The 24,192-nt window shown below is 43.5% G+C and carries 24 protein-coding genes and 1 riboswitch; of the genes, 7 read left to right on the top strand and 17 right to left on the bottom strand.

Features of this window, described 5'->3' with window-relative positions; all coding sequences use genetic code 11:
• Nucleotides 1–5: 5 nt before the first annotated feature.
• Complete coding sequence (locus tag FS666_RS05365; protein ID WP_120074349.1) at nt 6–581, top strand: hypothetical protein; 576 nt, start codon at nt 6–8, stop codon at nt 579–581.
• Nucleotides 582–773: 192 nt separating this feature from the next.
• Here the strand turns inward: FS666_RS05365 and FS666_RS05360 are convergent, their stop codons facing one another.
• Genes FS666_RS05360 through FS666_RS05345 form a run of 4 tightly spaced genes read right to left on the bottom strand, consistent with a single transcriptional unit; the run spans nt 774 to nt 4,150 of the window.
• Nucleotides 774–1,376 (bottom strand): response regulator transcription factor, encoded by a 603-nt coding sequence (locus tag FS666_RS05360; protein WP_120074351.1) that lies wholly within the window; start codon nt 1,374–1,376, stop codon nt 774–776.
• Nucleotides 1,376–2,506: a sensor histidine kinase gene (locus tag FS666_RS05355; RefSeq protein WP_144460972.1), complete on the bottom strand. Its 1,131-nt coding sequence runs from the start codon at nt 2,504–2,506 to the stop codon at nt 1,376–1,378. The genes FS666_RS05360 and FS666_RS05355 overlap by 1 nt, the downstream gene beginning before the upstream one ends.
• A gap of 6 nt (nt 2,507–2,512) precedes the next feature.
• Nucleotides 2,513–3,247: an ABC transporter permease gene (locus tag FS666_RS05350; RefSeq protein WP_144460973.1), complete on the bottom strand. Its 735-nt coding sequence runs from the start codon at nt 3,245–3,247 to the stop codon at nt 2,513–2,515.
• A complete protein-coding gene (locus FS666_RS05345) occupies nt 3,248–4,150 on the bottom strand; it encodes an ABC transporter ATP-binding protein (protein ID WP_144460974.1) in 903 nt (300 codons plus the stop codon).
• Nucleotides 4,151–4,420: 270 nt separating this feature from the next.
• On the opposite strand from FS666_RS05345, the gene FS666_RS05340 reads away from it, so the two are divergent.
• On the top strand, nt 4,421–5,827 hold the full coding sequence (locus tag FS666_RS05340; protein ID WP_186306517.1) for a vWA domain-containing protein: 1,407 nt from the start codon (nt 4,421–4,423) through the stop codon (nt 5,825–5,827).
• 137 nt (nt 5,828–5,964) lie between these two features.
• Entirely contained in the window at nt 5,965–6,942 is a 978-nt protein-coding gene (locus FS666_RS05335; protein WP_120074363.1) for a M20/M25/M40 family metallo-hydrolase, read from the top strand.
• An 18-nt stretch (nt 6,943–6,960) separates the two neighbouring features.
• Here FS666_RS05335 and FS666_RS05330 read toward each other — a convergent pair whose 3' ends face one another.
• Nucleotides 6,961–7,527 carry a biotin transporter BioY gene (locus tag FS666_RS05330; RefSeq protein ID WP_120074365.1) on the bottom strand — a complete coding sequence of 189 codons (567 nt, stop codon included), beginning with the start codon at nt 7,525–7,527 and terminating at the stop codon, nt 6,961–6,963.
• Between the two features lie 240 nt (nt 7,528–7,767).
• Here FS666_RS05330 and FS666_RS05325 point away from each other — a divergent pair, with 240 nt between their 5' ends.
• Nucleotides 7,768–9,111 (top strand): DUF4910 domain-containing protein, encoded by a 1,344-nt coding sequence (locus FS666_RS05325; RefSeq protein WP_120074367.1) that lies wholly within the window; start codon nt 7,768–7,770, stop codon nt 9,109–9,111.
• Nucleotides 9,112–9,154: 43 nt separating this feature from the next.
• Here FS666_RS05325 and FS666_RS05320 read toward each other — a convergent pair whose 3' ends face one another.
• From FS666_RS05320 to FS666_RS05300, 5 genes are all read right to left on the bottom strand, one after another.
• A complete protein-coding gene (locus tag FS666_RS05320) occupies nt 9,155–10,402 on the bottom strand; it encodes a cysteine desulfurase-like protein (protein WP_164876373.1) in 1,248 nt (415 codons plus the stop codon).
• 137 nt (nt 10,403–10,539) lie between these two features.
• On the bottom strand, nt 10,540–11,376 hold the full coding sequence (locus FS666_RS05315) for a MetQ/NlpA family ABC transporter substrate-binding protein (protein ID WP_144460977.1): 837 nt from the start codon (nt 11,374–11,376) through the stop codon (nt 10,540–10,542).
• A gap of 56 nt (nt 11,377–11,432) precedes the next feature.
• Entirely contained in the window at nt 11,433–12,104 is a 672-nt protein-coding gene (locus tag FS666_RS05310) for a methionine ABC transporter permease (protein WP_186306516.1), read from the bottom strand.
• The gene (locus tag FS666_RS05305; RefSeq protein WP_144460978.1) at nt 12,079–13,116 is read right to left on the bottom strand and encodes a methionine ABC transporter ATP-binding protein; all 1,038 of its coding nucleotides are present in this window, start codon (nt 13,114–13,116) and stop codon (nt 12,079–12,081) included. Before FS666_RS05305 ends, FS666_RS05310 begins: the two co-directional genes overlap by 26 nt.
• Before the next feature lie 60 nt (nt 13,117–13,176).
• A complete protein-coding gene (locus FS666_RS05300; protein ID WP_120074376.1) occupies nt 13,177–14,016 on the bottom strand; it encodes a MetQ/NlpA family ABC transporter substrate-binding protein in 840 nt (279 codons plus the stop codon).
• A gap of 203 nt (nt 14,017–14,219) precedes the next feature.
• Nucleotides 14,220–14,337: riboswitch (SAM riboswitch) on the bottom strand.
• Between the two features lie 243 nt (nt 14,338–14,580).
• Here FS666_RS05300 and FS666_RS05295 point away from each other — a divergent pair.
• Nucleotides 14,581–15,855 (top strand): ArgE/DapE family deacylase, encoded by a 1,275-nt coding sequence (locus FS666_RS05295; protein ID WP_186306515.1) that lies wholly within the window; start codon nt 14,581–14,583, stop codon nt 15,853–15,855.
• 569 nt (nt 15,856–16,424) lie between these two features.
• On the opposite strand, the gene FS666_RS05290 is transcribed toward FS666_RS05295, so the two are convergent.
• From FS666_RS05290 to ectA, 6 genes are all read right to left on the bottom strand, one after another.
• Nucleotides 16,425–17,132: an ABC transporter permease gene (locus FS666_RS05290; RefSeq protein ID WP_144460980.1), complete on the bottom strand. Its 708-nt coding sequence runs from the start codon at nt 17,130–17,132 to the stop codon at nt 16,425–16,427.
• Nucleotides 17,129–17,977, bottom strand: coding sequence for an ABC transporter ATP-binding protein (locus FS666_RS05285; protein WP_144460981.1), 849 nt, complete (start codon nt 17,975–17,977; stop codon nt 17,129–17,131). The genes FS666_RS05290 and FS666_RS05285 overlap by 4 nt, the downstream gene beginning before the upstream one ends.
• 241 nt (nt 17,978–18,218) lie before the next feature.
• Complete coding sequence (locus tag FS666_RS05280) at nt 18,219–19,247, bottom strand: LytTR family transcriptional regulator DNA-binding domain-containing protein (RefSeq protein ID WP_144460982.1); 1,029 nt, start codon at nt 19,245–19,247, stop codon at nt 18,219–18,221.
• A gap of 136 nt (nt 19,248–19,383) precedes the next feature.
• The gene (locus tag FS666_RS05275) at nt 19,384–19,770 is read right to left on the bottom strand and encodes an ectoine synthase (RefSeq protein ID WP_144460983.1); all 387 of its coding nucleotides are present in this window, start codon (nt 19,768–19,770) and stop codon (nt 19,384–19,386) included.
• A gap of 17 nt (nt 19,771–19,787) precedes the next feature.
• Complete coding sequence (ectB, locus tag FS666_RS05270; protein ID WP_144460984.1) at nt 19,788–21,068, bottom strand: diaminobutyrate--2-oxoglutarate transaminase; 1,281 nt, start codon at nt 21,066–21,068, stop codon at nt 19,788–19,790.
• A gap of 26 nt (nt 21,069–21,094) precedes the next feature.
• Nucleotides 21,095–21,661 carry a diaminobutyrate acetyltransferase gene (gene ectA / locus FS666_RS05265; RefSeq protein WP_244943850.1) on the bottom strand — a complete coding sequence of 189 codons (567 nt, stop codon included), beginning with the start codon at nt 21,659–21,661 and terminating at the stop codon, nt 21,095–21,097.
• A gap of 213 nt (nt 21,662–21,874) precedes the next feature.
• On the opposite strand from ectA, the gene FS666_RS05260 reads away from it, so the two are divergent.
• Together FS666_RS05260 and FS666_RS05255 are read left to right on the top strand one after the other, a co-directional pair.
• Complete coding sequence (locus FS666_RS05260; RefSeq protein WP_144460985.1) at nt 21,875–22,690, top strand: arylamine N-acetyltransferase family protein; 816 nt, start codon at nt 21,875–21,877, stop codon at nt 22,688–22,690.
• Nucleotides 22,683–23,501: an arylamine N-acetyltransferase family protein gene (locus FS666_RS05255; protein WP_144460986.1), complete on the top strand. Its 819-nt coding sequence runs from the start codon at nt 22,683–22,685 to the stop codon at nt 23,499–23,501. Before FS666_RS05260 ends, FS666_RS05255 begins: the two co-directional genes overlap by 8 nt.
• 115 nt (nt 23,502–23,616) lie before the next feature.
• Here FS666_RS05255 and FS666_RS05250 read toward each other — a convergent pair whose 3' ends face one another.
• Nucleotides 23,617–23,739 (bottom strand): small acid-soluble spore protein P, encoded by a 123-nt coding sequence (locus FS666_RS05250; RefSeq protein WP_120074395.1) that lies wholly within the window; start codon nt 23,737–23,739, stop codon nt 23,617–23,619.
• Nucleotides 23,740–24,192: the final 453 nt, after the last annotated feature.

Raw genomic sequence — 24,192 nt, 5'->3', positions numbered from 1 at the left:
ATACCATGAAGGATACAGGGATGAAAAGGGGGCAGCCGATCACATTCAGGATACCTTCCGACACGCCTGACCATATTTTAAAGCAGCTGCAAAAGCTAAAGGAAAAAGAGCGGAGAAACTTTTCAAGCAAAATAGCTTCCATTGTAATGGACGGAATAAGCGAATCTTTGACAAAGCAAAGGGAAACCCTTACCATTCCGCTGCCAAGGGGTCTGACGAAGGAACAGCGCGATTGGTTAAAGCATGAGCATTCGGAAGCTTTACTCGGCAACATCGTATACCAATTACTGTCCGATCCTGTAAGAGCTGTATCAATTCTGGCATCACTCAACAGCAACGCACTGGAAATCGACGATGCCCTGTACTTGCAGGAGGAGGCCGCAGCGATAGAAGAAGAGCATGTTGAACCGGATCATTCCGAGGAAGACCGGCTCACAGTCAGCAGCCGCCAATCTGATATCGACGATTTAGATGACCTTGATTGGAGTCAAATTAAAATCGACGAGGAACCAAAGGATGCCAAAGAGGAAAAATTTGAAGAGGATCCGTTGGCGGATTTTCTGGCACAGATGAATAAATGAAACATAAAGTATTACATCATGCGCTGCCGGCTAAATGCCAGTCATGTATTATGAATCAGGTCCCCATTTATTGGGGGCCTTTTACTTTTTATCCATCCCAATAGCTTATGTACGTATAGAAAAGGCGGCTTTTTGGAAAAAACCAATGATTCGCAGCGCTGAATCATCGGTTCATCAAATATGATCGAACTATCATATCCATCCTTTTTCCTCCGCTTTTGATATGGCCTCAATTTTATTTTTTGCATCAAGTTTTGAGAGGATTTCCGACATATAATTACGGACGGTTCCTGCTGATAGAAATAATGCTGCCGATATTTCCTTGGATGTTTTTCCATGAGCTGCAAGCTTTAAAATCTCCTGTTCCCGCTTGGTGAGAGGATTGTCGCCTTCATACGAAGCTACCATAAGCTCCGGGTCGTATTCCCTTTTGCCTTTCATCACCCGGCGAATTGAATCTGAAAGGTCATCAACCGAGCCATCTTTTAGCAAGTAACCATGCACTTCTGCTTTAAGTGCTTTTTCGAAATACCCCGGCCTTGCAAACGTCGTCAAGATGATGACCCGGCAATCAGACGCCATTTCTTTTAATTCTGCTGCCACTTCCAAACCACTTTTTAACGGCATCTCGATATCCAACAGGCATACATCAGGCCGTAACTCTGTCGCCACTTTCAAGGCATCTTCCCCATTTTCCACCTGAGCAATCACTTCCATATCTTCTTCAAAATCCAGAAGGGATCCAAGCGCACCCCTCAGCATCCCCTGGTCTTCGGCAATCATAATCCGGATCATCAGGCAGTCCCTTCCTTTCCCTGTATCTTAACAATCGGCACTTTCATGGTGAGGGTAGTGCCATTTTTATGATCAATGACAAGCTCACCTTCAATCAATGCAAGCCTCTCTTTCATCCCCCTCAACCCATTTCCTTCATTAAGCTGCTGACCCAAGCCCTGCCCGTCGTCTGATATTGTGATCATAAAACATTCTCTTCTTTTCTCAATGCGGATACGGCAATTTTTTGCCTGGCTGTGCTTAACAATATTCGTACCCGCTTCCCGGAGGCACATGCCTAAAATATTTTGCTGGAGTAGCGGAATGTCAGAAACGTTCTGCTCTCCCTCACAAACATACGACATGCCAGCCGCTTGTATAATGTTTTTCATGTTTGCCAATTCTTCTTCTATGCTAATGGACCGCATGTCAGAGACAAGCTCACGTACCTGCCTTAAGGCCGAACGGGAAGTAGTTTCAATCTCTTTCGCTTTTGCTTTTGCCTGCAGCACAGCATCATTTTCGGCAAAACGCTGTACAAGCTGACTCTGCAGCGTAATAAGTGATAAGGTGTGTCCCAATGTATCATGCAGATCCCGTGCAATCCGGATTCTTTCCTCGCGTTTAACCAGCTCTTTAATCTGTTCATTGGCCTGATCCAGCTGTTTTTCAAGCTCCATAGACCGGTTCATGGATCTGATGCCAAAGGGGGAAATCACCATAACTAATAAGAAAGGAATGAAAAAGAGCATTCTTTCGATTGAATCTTGAAAAAAGGCGGCCACCATGCCAATGAATAGGGCAGCTGCAAATCCGGTTAAAGCCAAGTAAAAGTGCGCCTTATTCTTGTACCATCCGATAAAATACGCGGAAAAGAAGCCCATGAATAGGTGATATGGATTGTACCAAATACTTAAAATCACCATAATGATGATCTGAATGGCAAGCCAGATGGTAAGCCCCGTCTCCACCTGACCCTGCCAATAGAGCTGTCTGTATGAAACAAGAAACAGAAGGAGCAAACCAAACCCAAAAACCATTTTCATTCCTGTTTCTTGTGAAATATAAACAGCAGGCATGAACAAGTAAATTAAGAAGATGTAAGGAAAAAATCCAAACATTTTCGGAAAAACCCGAAACCTATTTTTCATTCTGGATTACACCGCCTCCTGCTTCCTTCTGATATAACTCGATAGTATCATAAACAAAACAAGGTAAACGGCAAGAATGAAAACATTTTTCATATTCGGAAGGTTCCCTCGTATGATTTCCCACGCGCCGCTTCCATAATGGTATGCGGGGAGCCAATTGCCAACGGCCTGAACCGCCTTTGGCAAGATTTCCATCGGCATCCACATACCGCCTGTAATCGCCAAAAGCATATAAATGACATTACTCACACCCGCTGCTGTATCCACCCGTTTCATTGAACCCACCAGAACACCGAGCCCCAAGAAAGGAAGTGAACCAAGTAAAATCCAAGCACCAGCCAAGATCCATTCAGTCCAGGGGAGCGATATCCCGTTGATTAATCCTCCAGCTAGAAAAATAACTATAATCGAGAAAACATGAACTAGCGACTGTCCGATCATTTTTGCAAAAAAATACACCGCACCGGACAACGGCGTCACCCTCATAAAGTTGGACCAGCCTTTTGCTCTCTCTTCCACCATACGAATCCCCAATGTCATAATCGCGCTTCCCATCACGCTGAAAGCGGCCATTGACATAAGGAAGTGTGCATTCCAAACAGGATCATCCGCGCCAACTTGCATCACTCTTGTAAAAACAAAGTAAAAGACAATAGGCATAAGAAGGGACCAAAAAATAAAATAAGGATTTCGAAAAACTCGAAGTATCTCTGCCTTACACTGGTTCGTCAACACCTTCATTTATATCGCCTCCCTTTGGTCAATCGTCAGCTGTTCAAACACCTCGTCAAGCCGGCCTTTTTCAACCCGTATATCCCTGACATACAAGTTTTTCTCAAATATCATATAAAGCACAGAATCCGTATCATCTGAAATAATATAAGTCCTGCCTTCTTTTTCATATACGTCTGAAACAAACGGAAGCTGTAAAAATAATTCTGTTGGTATTTCATCCGGAGTTATAAAAGAAACGAACTGTTTCGTCAGTTTCTTTTTCATATCATCCGGAGTTCCATCGGAGGTAACTTTTCCCTTATTAAATAAAATGATCCTGTCCGCGTAATCGTCCGCTTCCTGTAAATAATGTGTTGTGAAAATAATTGTTTTTCCCTCGCGGGCAAATCCCTGAACCGTCCCCCAAAAAAGCCTTCTTGATGTAATATCCATTCCGACCGTCGGTTCGTCAAAAAATAAAAGTTGCGGATTTCCTGCGAGCGCCAACGCGAACGAAACCTTTCGCTTTTGCCCTCCCGAGAGCTTCTCCGTACGTTTTTCCAAATCATCTTCTCTCAGACCGGTTAAACCGATCAGTTGATTCATCTTCATTGGATTTGGATAATAACTTCGGAACAATTGAATCAGCTCTTTTACCTTCAAGCCATCCATAAGGCTCACTTCCTGCAGCATCACACCCAAGTTCTCCCGTACTGCCCGTTCCGTGGGGCTTTGATGAAAAAGAAGAGCTTCACCTACCGTCGGCTTCAATAAACCGAGCATCATTAACATCGTTGTTGTTTTCCCTGCACCGTTTGGACCGAGAATAGCTGTCACATCACCTTTACTTATCGCAAATGATACATCGTCTACCGCCTTCTTATGTTTAAATACCTTTGTCAACCGATTGATTTCCACTACTTTTTCCAAAAGGCTCACCCCCATAATCTAATGTCATTGTATTAACATTTAATTGTAAAAATCAGTAGCTTCTGTCATCATTTCATAGTGACAAATGTCACCTCTATGTTGATGGTACCGATGGCCGCTTTTTTCGGTGGGCGAAACCTTTCATGGATGGATGCATGAAAGTGATATTGGAGATTGGTTATTTAGGGCTGGGTAAAAAGGTCAATTTCAACTTTTTCAAAAAATCATTATACTAATCAAAAGACAAACACTTGAATTGGGAAGTGGATGATGATGCCGAAGAAGGCTTTTATCGTAATAGTTTTGTTCTGTTTGGCATTGGCAGGCTGCCAACAGACAGAGAAAAAAAGTGAACAGAAGAAAGAGGAAAAAGCTGTTGAAGCAAATGCAAAGGAGAGCAAGGAAAAAGAAGAAGCCTCCTACAGCCTGAAAGGGGAAGAAATTGAGAAAGAACCCGCAGGGGAATTGTTTCAAAAGTATATAGGCGATAAAGAATTCGCAGATAATGAAGAGTATTCCAAAGCAGCCGGAGAAGCCGTAGCCGAGTATATGAAAGAGATTAAAAACATGGATACAAAAGATTGGGATGCGGAACAGTGGGCCAAATCGATCATTTTAAGCCTTCGTACGGATGTCAGTGGCACAATACAGCCGTTGAAAGACTTTGAGGTAAAATATAATGAGCTGAAGCTGCCTGACGGAAGGCTCCTCCAGGATGTCAGCGAAGAGGAGCTTAACGAAGAGGCCGATGAAGTGAACGTCGCCGTTTTAATTGACGCGAGCGGAAGCATGAAGGCTGACGTTCCGGGAGGAAATAAAATGGCCTTGGCTAAATCAAGCATCAAACAATTTTCTGAAAGCCTGCCTGACAATGTCAATGTATCCCTGTCTGTTTTTGGACACAAAGGGACGGGTTCCGATAAGGACAAAAAACTTTCATGTGAAAGCATCGAAACGGTCTATTCATTAAAGCCCTATGATCAAAAAGAGTTTTCCAATGCGCTTGATCAATTCAACGCAAGTGGATGGACCCCGCTTGCTTCAGCTATACAGCAGGCGGAAAAAGAGTTGAAAGCTGCCAGTGGCGACAAGACAAAAACGCTTATATATGTTGTGAGCGACGGAGTGGAAACATGCGATGGAGACCCTGTCCAGGCGGCGAAGAATGCGAAGAAGTCAATGACGGACCTGCAAATCAATATTATTGGATTCGATGTCGATAATGAAGCGGACCGCCAGTTGAAAGAGGTGGCGAGTGCAGGAGGCGGAGAGTATACTTCTGTGAAAAACAAACAGGAGCTGGATGATGAGATCACTAAAAATTGGAAGGAAAGCCTCGGCAAAACGACATGGCGCTTCTGGCTTGCCGGGAACATCAATAATATCAACTGGGCATCTGTTGGAATGTCCAACGAACTCCGGGGCCTGGAGAACAACCACATCACTTCGCGCAACAGGGAGCATGATCGCATGAAAGCTGCCTTGAACGAACTGCTGAGCAGCGATTTGGTTGACTTGGACACTAAATCTGCAATCTCGGACATCTTATTTGAACGAACTAATGCCATCAAAGATTATGCAGACGGCATTAAATCTGAAAAACATAATGAAATCTTTGATACGGCGGAAAGCCTGAAAGAGAAAGTGGACCATGTAACAAAGGATCTTGATTTGTAGAAAACCAAAGGGATACGACAGTCCCTTTGGTTTTTCAATGAAAAACATGTCAAGGGGCACGGTCCTAAAGATGGGTTGACGCTTTCAAAAGATTCTAATAGTATAAAACTACTAATCTAGGGATAGGAGAGATTGATGTGAGAAACCGCATTTTCATTTCAATAGTTATGGCTCTTCTGCTGTTATTCACTGCTGCAGGCAGTACCACAGCTTCAACTGTGACCTACCATCCGTCGCTCGCTCATAAGACTGGAAAAATGGCATATGAGCATACAAAGTATTTAACGTATACGGTGGGGGCACGTGTGGCAGGATCGGCTAAAGAAGAAGAGGCAAGGGATTATATTGAGAGCCAGTTCAAGCGCATGGGCTATACTACCAACGTCCAGCCTTTTTCATATACCAACAGGGGAACGGTAGTCCATTCCTCTAACGTGATTGCTTATAAGAAAGGGAAGTCCAGCAAGGAAATTATTGTCGGAGCACACTATGATTCTGTTGCTGCTGGAAAAGGATCGGACGATAATGCTTCAGGCGTAGGCGTCATGCTTGAGGCAGCTGAGGTATTAAAGAAAATCAATACTCCCTATTCTATTAAATTTGTTGCTTTTGGTGCAGAAGAGACAGGGCTGAGAGGGTCAAATTACTATGCTAGCCAAATGACAGCAGAAGAGATTGAAAATACAGTAGGAATGATTAACTTGGACAGCTTGGCCGTCGGTGATCATATGTATGTGTATGGAAGCACAGGAGAGAAAGGGTTTATCAGGGATCAGGCCCTGAAAATTGCAGAAAAGAAGAAGTTGGATATTGGAACGAACCCGGGCTTGAATCCGACTTATCCGGCTGGAACGACAGGGGACTGGAGTGATCATGCGCCATTTAAACGCCTGGGAATTCCGTATGGTTATTTCGAAGCTACCAATTGGGAAATCGGTGATATTGATGGCTATACACAAACCGTTAAACATGGCAGTGTGTGGCATACGCCAAATGATACACTGGAATTTATAGAAAAAGAGTTTCCGGGCAGAGTTGAAGAGCATTTGGAGACATTCAGCCAGGCTTTGACTGAACTTTTGAAGTTCTTCGGCAAGACAAGTACATCTAAATAATATTAAAAAGTCAGCTGCTTATGCTGACTTTTTTGCTGTAAATAAAATATTGGCGTTAGCCAACCTATTGCGAACTAATACCCCAATCCATGAGGCAAGTGCCGCTTTTATCAATCCTACAACGATAAATGGAGCAAACCCTCCGGCGAAAGCCGCGCCCCAGCTCAAACTGGCCCCTGCTTTTAACCAGGCTGTTCCAAAGCTCAATGTAATCAGCATGCCGATCGTATTTGCGGCCATTGCATGGATAAAATTAAAGGATGTTTTCTCCAAATACCATCCGATAAAGAAAGCGGTTGGGATAAATCCGACGATAAACCCGCCGGTTGGTCCGATCAGAACGGAAAAACCTGCAGAAAACCCAGCAAACACAGGGATGCCGACTGCACCGAGCAATATGTAGAGAAGGACGGAAACCGTACCATGCCTCGACCCCAGAATGGTTGCGGCCAATCCGATCGCCAGTGTCTGCCCTGTAATTGGGACAAGAGGCAATGGGATGGTGACCTGGGCCAAAATCCCGATAATGGCTGAAAAAAGTGCAGTTATAATCATCATTCTTAGCTTTTGCTGTTCTTGAAGCATAGCGCTCCCTCCTATTGTCAACGTTTATTATTTTTGGTTGACAATATTAATCTATTATTAAATGGGCGATTTGTCAATCCGATTCTTTGGTAGGAAATGAAGAAAACGAGTGAGAGGTATGTCATGCCTTTTTGAAAAATGAATAGGTGAATAGATTCATTTTGGCGGTACTTGAAAGGAAAGGAAGCACAGAGAGAGAATATAGTGCTGTGAATCGAAATATTAAAGGAGGTAATAGAATTGAAAAAAGGAAGAAAAAGATTTTCCCTTTTGCTCTCAGCGTTTCTATTAACCGCTAGTTTTTATTTTTTTCCTCCAGAAACAGCATTCGTCCAGGCAGCTCCGGAAAAAGCGAACCCAAGCGCAAAGGCATTTGATCAAAAAGTCATCGCAAGGGTTGATTCAGAACGGATATATAAAGATATCCACTATCTCTCCGAAACAATCGGGCCAAGGGTAACCGGAACAAAGGAGGAGAAGCAGGCAGCAGAGTTTATAAAAAAACGGCTCCAATCTTATGGATATAAAGTTGAAACTCAGGAATTTAAAATTCCTGATCAAATGATCGGCAATTTAACGGCAGATGGAAAACAAATTGACATCAATATTCCGGCAGGTTCCGCAGCAACAGCAGAAGAGGGACTGACTGCAGAATTATATGATGCAAAGCTGGGAAGTCCGGAAGATTTTACAGCGGAAGCATCCGGTAAAATTGCTCTTATCTCCAGAGGGGAATTCACCTTCCAAGAAAAAGTTGCAAATGCAGTGGCTGCTGGTGCAGCAGGTGTGCTTATTTATGATAATATTGACCAGCCCGGTCCCTTAAACCCCTCCATTGGCGGGGAAACAACGGTTCCCGTTGGCGGAATATCAAAAGCAAGCGGGCTTTCTTTGCTGAATGATTTTGCTTCGCAGGGGAAAACAGTAACATTTACAGTTGAAAAGCTGGGAAGTGCCACATCACAGAATATCATTGCAACAAGGGCGCCTAAAAAAGGTTCGGGACATGACATAGTTCATGTATCGGCCCACTTTGACAGCGTCCCATTTGCCCCGGGTGCAAACGATAACGCTTCGGGAACTTCAGTTGCTCTTGAACTTGCGCGTATTCTGAAAAGCTATCCTATTGATAAGGAACTGCGCTTTGTATTTGTTGGCGCAGAAGAAATTGGACTCGTCGGATCGGAGTATTACGTAAGCCAATTGAGTCAAGATGAGATTAACCGGAGCATTGCGAATTTTAACATGGATATGGTCGGAACGGACTGGGATAAGGCCACAGCCATATTTATGAACGCAGTTGACGGCAAAGCGAACATCGTGAGCGATACCGCCTTGGCAACGGCAAAAAGAATCGGCACTCCGTCCGAACTGATATTGTACCAGCGCGGGTCATCAGACCATGTATCCTTCCACGATGCAGGCATACCGGCTATCAATTTCATCAGGCGCGAACCGGGTACGGCGAATCTGGAGCCGTATTACCACACACCTCAAGATACCATTGAACATATTAGCAAAGAACGTCTCCAAGAGGCAGGGGAGCTTGTTGGGGCATCCATCTACAGCTTAATTAGAAAATAATAATAAAACAGAAGCCACTGTGCATAATGGCTTCTGTTTCCTTTTAAAGATTTGTTTTTAGGCATTCTTTCAATCCATCTATAAATCGTTCGCATTCCTCCAGCGTGTTATACGGTGATAGGCCGACTCTGAGCCAGCCGTCATATTTCATTACATCCAGCTTTTTGGCAAGCTGATAGGCGTAAAAATGCCCGTTGGCGGCAAAAATGGCGTGTTCGTCTGCCAAATATTTGCTGATAGTACTTGAAGGGACTCCGTCAACGACAAATGAAATTGTAGGTGTCGACGGAACATGGGTTGCAGGAATAAACATTTTTACTCCTTCTACTTTTGAGATTTCTTCTTTTAAAAAGGAAGCCATTTGATGTTCCTGCTCCTCAAATAGCTGGTAGGCATTTATGATTCTTTGCCTCTTTGATTGCCCTTTACCAATGCTTTCAATAAATTCAACTGCACCGATCATGCCGGCAATCCCTTCATGATTTTGAGTGCCTGTTTCCATGGAGGAAGGAGGCTCATTGTGTGCGGGAATCAATTTATACGGTTTATATTTGGAAAATAAATCAGGGTTCATGGATGCGAAGCCGATATGAGGGCCAAAAACCTTGTACCCTGAACCAAGCACGAGATCCGCTCCCAGCGCTTTTTGGTCAACGGCGATATGAGGGATTGCCTGGACCGCATCAATGACGGTGAGTGCCCCCACAGCTTTGGCCGCCTCTATGTATGGTTTTACATTATTGATCGTGCCGACGCCGTTAGAGGCAAGTCCAAGGAATACTGCTTTTGTTTTGGGATGGATCATCGTTTCAATGACGGCCCGATCCAGCGTGAGAGAGTCCACATTCACCGGAATCCGTTGAATAGTCATGCCTTTATCTTCAGCAATCTGAACCCATGGGTCAACATTGGCTGAGTGATCCATTTCTGTGACGACAATCTCCTCTCCAGCCTTCCAGTCCCGTGCAATCATCCTGGAAATTGCGTAGGCGAGCGATGTCATGTTAGCTCCGAAAAAGACGCCATCTTCATATCCGTTAATAAGCACGGCAACTTCAGCTCTAGCCTGAGCAAGAATGGCTTCCGTCTCTTCGCTTGTGGGAAAAAGTCCATCCCGGTTTGCCATCCCGTTTTCGATATAGTCCATTATCCGCTTAATAGACGGCTTGCACATCTGTGTACCCCCGGGTCCATCAAAGTAGACTACTTGTTTGCCTTTAAAAGTTCGGTTCAATGCCGGAAATTGCTCGCGTATATTCGCTATGGCTACTTTGTTTTTGATATTTTGCACTGTGCTGCCTCCTTTTTCATCGCTTATAATAATATTAGCATGATTAAGTTGTATGTATTAGAAAAATTTGAATAATTCATCTTCAATTTTTGACAAATAAAAAAAGCCCAATGTTTCCATTGAGCTTTTCCCAATTGTTACCATCCAGGTATTACAGAACCTTTGTAAGTTTCCTCGATGAATTGCTTAATTTCATCTGATTGATATACGCTTAGAAATTTCTTGATCGCTTCATCGTCTTTGTTCTCTGCTCTGGCTGCTACAATATTCACCCAGGGAGAATCTTTATCTTCAATGAAGATAGCATCTTTAGTAGGGACGAGTCCACTTTCTATTGCATAGTTGGAGTTGATGGCTGCTGCATCCAATTCATCCAATTGGCGTGGAATTTGCGCTGCTTCCAGCTCAACAAACTCATAATCGTTTTTGTTCTCTTCAATATCTTTGACGGATGGAGTCTCACCGACACCTTCTTTCAGTTTGATCAAACCTGCTTTTTCGAATAAAAGAAGGGAGCGTCCGCCGTTGGTCGGGTCGTTCGGCAATCCGAGCTTTGCACCTTTTTTGAGATCCTTAATGTCTTTTATTTTGTTGGAATAGACACCCATCGGAGTTGTGATGGTATTTCCAACCGGGACAATATCATATCCGCGGTCTTTTTTCTGTTCGTTCAAATAAGGTTCGTGCTGGAATACATTCAGATCAAGATCCCCTTGTTCCAATGCTTCGTTCACGATTGGATAGTCAGAAAAAGTTTTAATGTCAATTTCCAGGTCTTGCTTTGCAGCGAGTTCTTTTACCTGCTCCATGATTTCCTCATGTTCACCGGCTGTAACACCTACAATGAGCTTTCCGTCGCTGAGCAGCCCTTCGGCTTTTTCACCTTTATCCGCTGATTCTTCTTTACTTCCGCCGCATGCTGCAAGAGCTGCAATCAATAAAACCAACACGCTGGATAATATCCATTTTTTCATGATGCAATTCCTCTTTTCTTATAGATATAATTAATATTTAAACACCCTATACACAACTAATCTTTTTTCAATCTGGCAGCTACCCGGTTGCCCAGTGACTGCAATCCTTGGACAAGGATGATCAGGAGGATGACTGTTACATACATGACATCGACTTCGTAACGGAGGTGGCCGTAGCGATAGGCAAGGTCCCCAAGGCCTCCGCCTCCGACAAGTCCTGCCATCGCTGTAGCGCCAATTAAGGAAATCGTTGCAATGGTCAGTCCAAGAATAATCGAGGAACGGGACTCCCTTACAAGAACGTGCCAAATGATATGTCTCGTTTTCATGCCCATCGCTTCATAGGCCTCAAGCACTCCACGATCTACTTCCAGAAGGGCTGTTTCCATCAGACGGGCAATGTATGGAGCCGTATAAATAACGAGAGGGACAATAACGCCCTTTACACCAATCGTTGTTCCGACAACAAACTTTGTGAATGGCAAAATAAAGAACAACAAGATGATGAACGGGACAGACCGTACAATATTTATAAATATATTCAATATACCAAAGACATATTTGTTGCTAAATGCCTTGCCTGGACGTGTAAGAACCAGCATGATCCCGAGTGGAAGACCGATTAAAATCGATATTCCGAGGGAGATTCCAACCATTTGGAAGGTTTGGATGATGGCTTCCCAAATATCAGTGCCCCAGTTATCAAGAAACTCGCTTATTTTTGTCACTTATATTCACACCTTCCACATGAACCTGGTCTTTTTCCAGGTACCGGACCGCTTTATGAATCTCGGCCGTATCTCCTTTTAAATGGACGACCAGCTGTCCGAAAGTTTCATCCTTTAAATGGGTAATGCTTCCTGACAAGATATTCGGATAAATATCAAATTTCTTTGTCACAGTCGCCAAAGCAGGTTCGCCGCTTGAATCCCCGAAGAAGGAAAGGGTGAACACCTGCCCGGTCTGGTTGAGTTTTTCCAGAAGATCATCCGGTATTTTATGAGTAAACAGGCTGCTTACAAATCGCTTCGTAGTTTGGTGCGACGGTGAGGTGAAAATGTCTTTTGTTGCTCCTTCTTCAATGACTTCACCATTTTCCATTACAGCTACGCGGTCACAGATGCGCTGAATGACGTTCATTTCGTGTGTGATGAGCAAAATGGTAATACCGAGATCTTTATTGATTTTCAAAAGCAGGTCGAGAATGGCTTCCGTCGTATCCGGGTCCAAAGCGCTGGTCGCTTCGTCGCTTAAAAGGATTTCGGGTTCAAAAGCAAGCGCGCGGGCGATAGCCACCCGCTGCTTTTGCCCGCCGGAAAGTTCGGAAGGATAGGCATGATATTTTTCATCAAGGCCGACTATTTTTAGGTACTTCACGACTCTTTCTTCCACTTCTTTTTTGCTAAATCCGGAAAGTTTCAGTGGAATGGAAATATTTTCATAAACAGTGGCCGTCTTTAAAAGGTTAAATCCCTGAAAAATCATTCCGATGTTGGTGCGGGCTTCGCGAAGCTTTTTGGTAGACAGTTTTGTTAAATCTGTCCCTTTTACAACTACGGAACCTGCGTCAGGTTTTTCCAATAAATTGACGCAGCGGATCAATGTACTTTTTCCAGCGCCGCTGTATCCGATGACTCCATATATTTCACCTTTTTTAACAGAAAGCGATACATTGTTCAATGCGTGAATCGGACCTTGTTTACCTTGAAATGTCTTAGAGATTCCCGCGAGTTCTATCATGTGTATTGCTCCTTCATGTTTATTTTCAAAAATCCGTGACGGCTGCCTGGTTCAGTTTTCTTACCAAGAGGGAATGACTGATCCTTCGAATGTTTCATCAATATATTGTTTCACTTCATCAGAACGGTAAACATCCCAAAACTTTTGAATCGCTTCGTCATCTTTTGATTCAGGCCTGGCCGCTGCAACATTCACCCATGGAGAGTCGCTTGATTCAATAAAGATGGAATCTTTGGCAGGCTTAAGTCCATGCTCAATCGCAAAGTTCGTATTGATGGCAGCTGCATCAAGCTCCTCCAATTGACGGGGAAGCTGGGAGGCTTCCAATTCTACTAACTCATAATCGTTTTCGTTTTCTTCAACATCCTTGACAGTCGGGGCAGTCCCTGAGCCTTCTTTCAATTTAATTAATCCGGCACTTTCAAACAAAACAAGGGCACGTCCTCCATTTGTAGGATCGTTAGGAAGTCCAATCTTCGCCCCTTTTGGCAGATCTTTAACGTCTTTCACTTTGGATGAGTAAATCCCCATTGGAAAAGTGAGTGCTTTACCTACTTCGACAAGATCCATGTCCCGGTCTTTATTAAACTGCTCCAAATAAGGAATCGTTTGGAATAAGTTGAGATCCAACTCTTTTTCATCTAAAGCGATATTCGGCATAATGTAATCCGTGAACACTTTGACTTCGATATCCAAATCTTGCTTGGCTGCAAGCTCTTTTACTTTTTCCAAAACTTGTTCGTGCGGGCCGGCTGTTACACCAACCGTCAGTTTGCCGTCGTCAAGAAGGCCTTCCGCTTTTTCGCCTTTACTGCCGGCTGCTTCTTTATTGCCACCGCCGCATGCTGCAAGAGCGGCGATTATTAAAATAATTAAACTGGATAATACCCACTTTTTCATGCTGCTTCCCCATTTCAATGTATATTTATCTTTTTAGTCGAGTTTACTGCTATTAATCATCTTCCTATTTTTATTGCCAATACAATTTCTATTTATCGTACCTCCGTGTTCCTCCCTTCAAGATTCCTTATGGAAATCCCTTGTGCATCAAAAAATGCCTCTCGCACAGAGAGGCATGGAAATACACGAAAGTATCACGCACTCTCTTATTTTTCAAAATACAAAGTATTTTGCAGGATTTAGCACCTGTTCCTGTTTTGGTAAAACAAGAATGGTTGCCGGGTTTCACAGGGCCAGTCCCTCCACCGCTCTCAATAAGAGATTTCCAAATGAAATTGTTAAGAATGATAATATACCTATCTAAAAGAAATGTCAATACTGTCTGTTCATTTTTCAGATCTATCTATGATCAAAGGCCCCTTGAAATTTTTTCATAGACCTTTCTTCCATACCGGAAAAACAAGAAAAATACTAACTATTTTTTGTATTATGATTTATAATATGTATGAATATATGTTTTTTTATTTTTATTATATATACTTTAATGCAGGGAGGAGCAGCAAAGTGTCAACTGATGCGAAGAAGAAGGTCCAAGACTATATTGAAGAAAATAAAGATGAACTTGTGGAAGCCATTGTGAAGGCGGTCCAAATTCCGAGCGTGATCGGCGACGAAAATGCTATGGCGGAATATATGAGGAAAAAGTATGAAGAAATCGGATTGAAAGTGGCCGAGGTTCATCCTGAGTATGAAAAGATCCAAAACCATCCTGCTTTTAGCAGCTCTGATTTGCCGTTTGAAGGCAGAAAGAACATTATCGGCATTTGGGAAGGCAATGACGATGCGCCTTCATTAACGTTAAATGGACATATGGATGTTGTTTCACCGGAACCGGTTGAAAATTGGACAAAAGATCCATGGGGCGGCGAGATTGTAGGCAATAAATTGTACGGGCGCGGCTCGGGAGATATGAAAGCCGGGCTTATGGCCAATTGGTTCGCTTTGAAAGCGCTGTTGGACCTGGGAATCAAGCCGAAAGGCAAAGTCCTGCTTCAAAGCGTGATCGAAGAGGAAGCAGGGGGGGCAGGCGGTACACTCTCCTGTTTGGAAGCCGGATATACAACCGACGGTTTTATTGCGACAGAGCCCCATGCTTTGAGATTGACTGTTGCTCATGCCGGGGTCATGTATTTCCGAGTAAGGGTGCTGGGCAAAACAGCTCATGCGGGCATGGCGCATTTGGGCGTGAATGCGATCAGTAAAATGTACAAGGTTTACAATGCACTTGAAGAGCTCGCTGAAAAGAGGGCTAAGGAGGTTTATTTTGAGCTGTTCCATAAAGGTTCCGGCCAATCTGTCCATATGAATCTTGGTACGTTAAAAGGGGGAGACTGGGCATCCAATGTTCCAGGTGAAGCAGTACTTGAATGCCGAATCGGTTTCATCCCATCTGAGACACGCGCCGAAATCAAGGAACTGATTGAAAAGACGGTTCAGGGAGCCGCAAAAGGCGACGAATGGCTCGAAGAGAATCCGCCTGAAGTGGAATGGTACGGCTGGACAACCGAGGCGTGGAATCAGGCCCCTGAAGATCCGTATGTCCAAGCTTTTAAAAAGACGGCGGAAGACGTATTGGGCAAAGAAGTGGAAATTGCCGGACGTGCTGCCGGGAATGATGCACGGTTTACCCAATACTATGGCAAGCCTGGACTTGTGTTTGGACCAAGGTGCTCGAACATGCACGGACCGGACGAATATGTTGAAATCGACAGTGTTATTGAGACAGCGAAGGTGTTTGCTGCACACATTATTGACTGGTGCGGAATTGAAGAAGAATGATTAATACGGAAAACCTCTGATTTTTTGTGTTATGCTCCCCTTTTGGTAGTCAGGTGAAAAGGACAACTTAAAGGGGGCAATTCACATTGTGGCCAGGGGTTTATTGAATTAGATTTTCGCTGAGAGTATTGCTTTGCTTAAAATATAAAGATTCTTGCCCAAGTTCGAGGATTGCAGCATCTTCGGTAAGGAATGCCGCGCATACCTGCCCAAATAGGAGGGATGGCGGCATCTTCGGTAAGGAATCCCGTGTATACTTGCCCAATTAGAAGGGATAGCGGCATCTACGGTAAGGGATCCCGTGTATACTTGCCCGATTAGGAGGGATGGCGGCATCTTCGGTAAGGAAAGCCGCACATACCTGCCCAAATAGGAGGGATAGCGCGATCTTTGGTAAGGAATGCTACACATTCCTTACCGTTGATTCCTTTCAACAGGAGGCCTTTAAAGAAGCTCACCTAGGTACTGATTTAAAGAAAAGTTTTAAAGGCGAAAACCACGGCTGCTCCGAATGCCATTGCGATCACAAGCTTTAATGCTTGTTTCATCTTGAATGCCTCCTCTGATTTTTAATCCACCATCCGCTTGCGAAAGACCACAACGGTCAGAGCGGAAATGACAATGGTCCAAATAACGATAATCACCAAGTTTAATAGAATATCTGTAAAGCCTGCTTTATTTTCCACGTTTTTCGCAATTTCAAGCAGTTGGACGTTTGGCAGGTATTCGGCTGCTTTTAAAATGGGATATTTTTCCGCCAATGCGTTGATAAATGTTCCGAATGAAAAAACGAGCATGAATGGAAGAATCAGGACGGAAGCCTCCATAACCGATTTTGCATACAGGCCTAATAATGTCCCCAAGCCCAGATAAAAAAGCGATGACAGAATGATTGCGACAGCCACAATTCCAATATTCTTAGGGCTATAATCTAATAAGAAAGCACTTAATGCGATGACAAAAATAGTAAAAAGGAAAGATAATAAGCTTTTTCCGCATAGAATCTCTGCGGTGGTTGCCGGTGACAGCATCAATCCCCTCAATGTGTTCTTCTCTTTTTCCTCGGCAATCAGGCAGCATTGAACAAAGGCTGCAACCATGACGAGTACCAAGTTAAAAACCATGTAATGTGTTTCAATGGAATCGACACCCATACGGCCATAAAAAGCGGCCAGAATCGGCGGCAAAAATATGACGCAGGATACAGCCAAATTCCGTGAAAAATCCTTGTAATCCTTTATTAAAATTGCATTCACACGTCTCCAAGAAAATGTCATGCCAATTTCCTCCCTGTCACTTGTATGAAAATATCTCCTAACGTTGGTTCATTCGAATGAATTCTTGCCACTTGATCTGTTTTCATCAATTCAAATAGCTGCTGTGCGCCCTCTGCACCTATCGGAACGACAATCTTCTGATCATTTGCCATCTCGACTGTTACTGTTTCATCAGCGTATTTCCTTTTCAGATTATCCGGCGTATCCAACAGCTGGATTTTCCCCTTGTTTAAAAATGCAACACGGTCGCAAAGGGTGTCCGCTTCATACATATCGTGCGTTGTTAAAAAAATGGTTGTTCCTTTGGCGTTCAGCGCCCGCAGTCCCTCATATATATGAAGCGTATTTGTAGGATCCAGAGCCGAAGTAGGCTCATCCAGAAAAAGCAGCTCCGGTTCATGGAGCAGTGTACGTGCCAAAATAACCCGTTGTTTCATTCCTTTGGACAGTGCAGAAGTTTTTTTGTTTTTCTCTTTTGTAAGATTAACGATTGCTAAAGATTCCTCTATCCTTGAACGGGGAACATCATATAAATCGCAATAAAGCTTCAAGTTATCGTTAATGGATAATCTTTCATATAAACCGCTGTTGTCGGTCAATACGCCAAATCGCTTCCTGTAGTCCGGCTGTTTTAATTTGGAGACAGGTTCGCCGAAAACCGCCGCAGAACCGGTTGTAGGGTTCATTTGACCCGTTAAGATTTTAATTGTTGTAGTTTTACCGGATCCGCTCGGGCCTAAGAAACCGAATATTTCTCCTTTCTTTACCTGAAAGTTAACTCCTTCAAGAGCAGGTTGATTGGAGAAAGTTTTAACCAAATCCTTCACTTCGATAATATTTTCCATGTCCCTTCACCTCAAAAACGTAATGTCATTCGTTTGTTATATTCAGCTTACAGGGAAATAATGCACCAGGCATTAAATAGCGAATGAAAAGAGTTATATAAAGGATGAACGGAGCAAAAGGAAGGCTGAATCAATTCACTTTTGCCTGTTTGGTTAAGACGAAGAAGACAAGCAGCGTAAATGGAAGGCAAACAGGGAAAATAATCGACATATTTCCCGAGAAATAATTGATATTTCTACATTATTTGAGCCCAAGCATTTCCTTCAATACAGACATTTTTGATTTTGAGAGGGGAATGGTTGATTTGTTTGTATCCTCCAAAACAAGGCTGTAGCTGTTCCTTGTCCATGTAATCACTTCGCGCACTTTTTGCAGGTTGACGATATAGGAGCGATGACAACGGAAAAAGCCAAAGGGCAATAACCGGTTCTCCAATTCCTGAAGAGTAAAGTCGCTTGGAAATGCCTCACCTTTAATATGTATAAAGGATTGTCCTTCTCTGCTTTCAATATAATCTATCTCAGGAGGATTGAAGAGAACAATCTTATCTTTTACTTTTGTTGGGATTTTTTTGAACTGAATAGGCTGTGCTGTATCCGTTTGCTGTTCTTTTTCCAACTGGTCCTCATTTTTTTCGGGGTCATTGTTTTCAACCTGAATGGGGGATAACCCGTAAACGTCGAGTTTATACACCTCGTCGGCAGCCGTAACCGCACTTTCCATGTTGCCTGTCAGGATCAGGATGGCTTTGCCCGAGTGCCGAAGTTCCTGAAGGAGAGAAAGGAAGATTTGTTTTGATTCCAAATCCAGGTTTTGATCGGGTTCTTCCAAAATATAAATGGCAGGGTTTTGCAAAAGGAGACAGGCAAACTGAACTCTTCTGCTCTCTGAATATGACAATTTATTTATCCTTGTTTTCCGTTTTTCATCAAGGCGGACTGCTTTTATTGCCCGATCAATATTTTGTTCCGATTCGTATAAATTTTTTATAAACTTGAGCATTTCTTCGATTGAAAGCCGCTCGTACAGTGCCGTGTTTAAAAATAAAAAGCCGATATCTTTGGAAGGATGCTGCAACAGTTTATGGCCAACGCGGATTTCCCCATGGGAAAGCGCCGTTTTTCCAAGAAGCAGATTAATGATCTGCTCTCTGGCATTCACGCTCGAATAAAGAGCGGAAACCTGGCCGGGATTGACTGACAGGTCAAAGGAGGGGAAAATAATTGTATCATGAACCCTTTTTTCAGCATCCACAAATTGTAAATTCATTATGAGTCCTCATTTCTTTAAACCTCTGTACATTTCCATTATATCAAAAAAATAAACAGCCCAAGCTGATTTTCCCGGCTTGGGCTGTAAATAGGTAGTTGATTTTAGCGTAGATGGCAGGCGCTGATATTTTCTATCAATCCTCCACCAAAGGATATACCCCATCTTTGTCATGCGTTTCTCTTCCGGTCAGTGGCGGATTGAAGACGCAGATCATTCTCATGTCTTTTGTTGCCCTCAAATAGTGCTCATCATTTTTATCGAGTGCGTACATCGTCCCATCTTTGATCGGATATACTTTTCCGTCGGATACGGTTTCAATTTCACCTTCTCCGCCGACACAGTATACTGCTTCCAGATGATTTTTATACCAAATATGCGTTTCAGTTCCCGCATATATAATCGTGTCATGGTAAGAGAAGCCCATGTTATCATCTTTTAACAGCAGGCGGCGGCTTGCCCAGGTGTCGGCTTTTACTTCGTTTTCAGTTCCAATTACTTCTTCCAATGTTCTTACAATCATTTCTCCATCCCCTTTATCTAATTATTTAGAACAGACTTAATACTATCCTCTACGATTTGGAAGCCATTTTCAAGTCCTTCCTGGTCAATTGTCAGGGGAGGCAGAAACTTGAATACTTCTCCTTCAGGGCCTGAAGTCTCCATGAGCAGTCCGCGTTTAAACGCTTCTCCGCATATTTCTTCCGAAGTTTCCGCCACTTCACATGCTACACCCTGCATGAGCCCGCGTCCTCTTTTTTCGGCACTTAACTCAGGATATTCATGAACGATGTAGTCTGCAAATGAACTCATCATTTCGGCTTTTGCGGCTATTTCCTGAGAAAATTTATTTGTTTCCCAGTATCCCAATGCTTCAGCAGCCGCAATGAAAGCCATATTGTTTCCGCGGAAAGTCCCGTTATGTTCGCCGGGCTCCCAAATATCGTAATCACTCTTGATCAGAGTCAATGCCATCGGTAAGCCATAGCCTCCGATAGATTTCGAAAGGCAGACGATATCCGGGGTGATTTCCGCAGGTTCGAAGCTGAAGAATGTTCCCGTTCTTCCGCAGCCTGCCTGAACATCATCAATGATCAACAATATACCGAATCTTCTGCATATTTTCTCTATACTTCTCAGCCATTCATAGCTGGCAGCATTTATCCCGCCTTCTCCTTGGACGGTCTCCAAAATCATGGCCGCCGGAAGGTCGATGCCGCTGCTGCTATTTTCCAAAAAGGCTTCGATATAGTCGATGGAGCTTGTGTCGTCCACATAATTGTCGAATGGCATGAAAACACTGTTGTTTAGCGGTATGCCAGCACCGCCTCTTTTCGACGCATTTCCCGTTACGGATAAAGAACCAATCGTCATTCCGTGGAATCCGTTTGTAAAACTGATGACCGTATTTCTTCCTGTGACTTTTCTTGCAATTTTCAATGCGCTTTCCACGGTGTTTGTGCCGGTTGGTCCGGGAAACATCACTTTATAATCCAGATTTCTCGGTTTCAAAATAACTTTATCAAACTTTTTGAGGAATTCTCCTCGGGCGACAGTGGCCATATCCAGACTGTGGGTGATGGCGTCTTCTTCAAGATATTCAATGAGAAGCTTTTTCATTTTCTCATTGTTATGCCCATAGTTCAAGGCGCCTGCGCCTGCAAAAAAGTCGATATATTCCTTATCATTGATATCCCATAATTTGTAGTTCTTGGCTTTTTTAAAAACGGTGGGGAAGCTTCGGCTATAGCTTCTTACTCTCGATTCATACCGTTCAAAAACATCCATGGCAATAGCGGGCCTGTCAGTAGTAGTCGACATAAATGTACACATACCTCCAGTAAATTTTATTTCAATGGTCCAATTCTGTACGCAATTTCAGCCTCATGCGAAGGGTCCGGAAATTGTTCTTCGCTGAAACATTCATATTTCGTATACCTGGTTTCCAGTTTTTTTGCCAATCCTTTAAAAAGGTTATTGGAAGGCGCGTTTGAAGGAGTGACAGTTGCCTCCAGGAAGCGGATGTTTGTATGTTCGAGCCTTTTGATCAGCTTCAGCAATAATGTTGTGGCCAATCCTTTTCCTCTTTGGGATCGGTCGACAACGACCTGCCATACAAACAGCGTATCAGGTGCGGTTGGCTGGAGAAAACCGGAGATAAATCCGACAATTTTACGGTCGGCCACTGCTACAATGGATGTCTTATTAAAATATTTGCCCCACATTAAATAGCTGTATGACGAATTGACGTCAAGAACCTTGGACTTTTTGACCAGTTCAAATATTTCACTGCCGTCGTCGGCTGTCGGCTCCCGAAAATAAATCGCGGCTGATTTCCTGCCCTTTGCAGAAGGTTTTTCTATTACCTTAGTGATTGTTTGTTCACCTCCTCTTTGCAAGATGTATATAATCATATCGGGCACAACATGTAAAATCAAAACCAATCAGGCATGTTGTAAGCGATTTAATCGTATTGAGTCACGGACTGCTTTACATAATGCTCGGTTTCCTTCAATTTCCTTCCAAATGGTCTGATATGGACCCCGATAAGAATTTGAAACAATTCCTACCCCATTAACCAGCAACAGTAGTATGATGGGTTAAAACGCAAAAAGGGGAGAGGAGTATTGAGAAATGAAATTGATAAGCTTGTGAAGGAAAAGGATTATTTTTCGGCTGAAGATGATCTCCAGCGTATAAAAATGGTTCAGGAGCTGTTGGCTGAGCGATTTCCTTTCGAAAATCTTGATGTCTTGTTAAAAGTGGAGGACCCCATTACGCCTAAATTTATTGTGGAAAAAATGTTGCTAAAGGGACGCGGCGGCCTATGCTATGAATTGAATGCGCTGCAGCATCTTCTTTTAAAAGAACTTGGCTTTGATGTTTATCTGGCCACTGCCACCGTTTCAACAGAAACAGGCTGGGCAACGGACCGCACCCACGTAATGAACCTTTTATGGAAGGAAGAGAAGTTATATTTGATAGACAGCGGGTTCGGAAGCAATCTGCCGTTACAGCCGGTTGAATTGGATGGTCCCCCCGTCCATTCTCCCGCCGGGAACTTTCGCCTGCGAACATGTGAAACGGAGAAAGGCTCCATTGTGCTTCAAGCGGAAAATGATAAAGGATGGAATACGCGGTATGCTTTTTTTCCGGAGAAGGTAAGATGGGAGGACTTGAACCGAATTAAAACTGAAATTCATAACAGCCCAAAATCGTCGTTTAACCGGGAACTGCTGATCGCCCGGATGCTGCCGGAAGCAACGCTTTCCGTAAATGAAGAGCGTCTTCAAATAAAGGGAACTGAAGGTGAAGATCAAAGAATCATGTTTACGACGGAAGATGAGATGCTGAGAAACATTAAAATAAGATTCTCTGAGTCTATTTACCAGGCTGCTGGACAATACGTGCGCATGAAAAAGAAAGGACGGGAAAATGCTTAAAAAGTTGGAGCGGTTTTTGCGGGAAAAGGATTATTTTTCAGTGAGAGATGATCTGAAGCGAATTCAAATTGTGCAAGAAGTTTTTTCTGCTTTATATCCCTTTGAAAATCTGGATGTCCTGCTGGAAGCGGAGGATCCGATCACTCCCGAGTATGTTGTGGAAAAAATGTTGGAAGGGGGCCGCGGAGGGGTTTGCTATGAGCTGAATTCCTTGCTCCATGTTGTTCTGAAGGAACTTGGATTTGATGTTACTCCAGCCTGCGCAACCGTATGGTCAGATGATGGCTGGATCATAGACCGCACCCACTCGATTAATTTATTAAACAAGCAGGGGAAAATCTATTTGATTGATGCGGGCTCCGGGAATAATTTGGCGCGCCAGCCGATTGAACTGGACGGAAGTACAGTCACATCTCCGGCAGGTGTATATCGTCTCAGAACGGAAGAAACCGAGAGGGGGACGGTTGTACACGAGGTTCTTTCAGAGGGGGAGTGGAAGTTAAGGTACGCTTTTTTTCTGAAAAATGTTGGTTGGGATGACTATAACCGGGTGAAACAAATGATCCATCACCATCCTGAATCTCCGTTTAATAAAACTTTATTGATTGCTCAATCATTAAGCGACGGAATCATTTCAGTGAACGAAGAGCGGCTTCGAAGGAAATGGACAGATGGGAAGGAACAGCGCATTCCATTTGCGTCACCTGATGAAATGCTTGAAGCAATTAAACATCATTTTCATCCATCCGTCTACAGGGCAGCTTGCAAGTATGTTGAAAAAAATATTGAAAAGAAAGCCACGAACTGTTAAGTGAACGTGGCTTTTTGCATGAGTACTTGATGAGGGTTTCTATATGCGGCGCTTGGCTAATGTGGTAGCCATCGTTACGATGTTGTCCGGCAGCGCCTTCGCCTTTCCTGCTACATTACATTCCATGCCCGGGGTTTTTGTTTTGCCTTGAATGGTTCCTGTTTTTTACTTTGTGGGAGCCGCTTAACGGTTTTGGCTGATTCGATTCCTGCTTTTTACCCTTAGATTCATTTCCCATTTTAGACACCTCCATTCGTTATTATGTCTTCTTCCGAGCGTTTTATTTCAAACCATATGAGTGAGGAAATGGGAGCATACTCCATGAATGTTGAGTATCTCTTGTACGATATTGGGCTCACGCAACGAGAGCCCGTATAACCGCAATTAAAGCAATATTATGCTGTTTGAACCTCATTGCCTGTTCACGTAGACTGTTATACAAAGCGCTTCCAATTTCCGCTTTCTGTTTAGGCAAAAAATCATGCTTAAATAGTGGCGGAAACAAGGTAGAATCACGCTTTCACTTATTGGAATCTTTCGAAATAAAAGAAAAAATGAGGGGGTTTTATTTTTGAAGAAGTGGTTTTTTATAGCCGTTGTCGGCTTGTTGGTAATGCTTAGCGCCTGTGGAAACAGCAGCGAAAGCACAGGCGGGGGAGACCCAAAAGCGGGTGGATCCACGCTTGACCGC

This window comes from Siminovitchia fortis (assembly GCF_007681465.1).
In the GTDB taxonomy this organism is placed as follows: Bacteria; Bacillota; Bacilli; order Bacillales; family Bacillaceae_C; genus Siminovitchia; species Siminovitchia fortis.
Note: the sequence above shows the minus strand (reverse complement) of the source record. Positions and strands in the feature narration are given on the sequence as shown.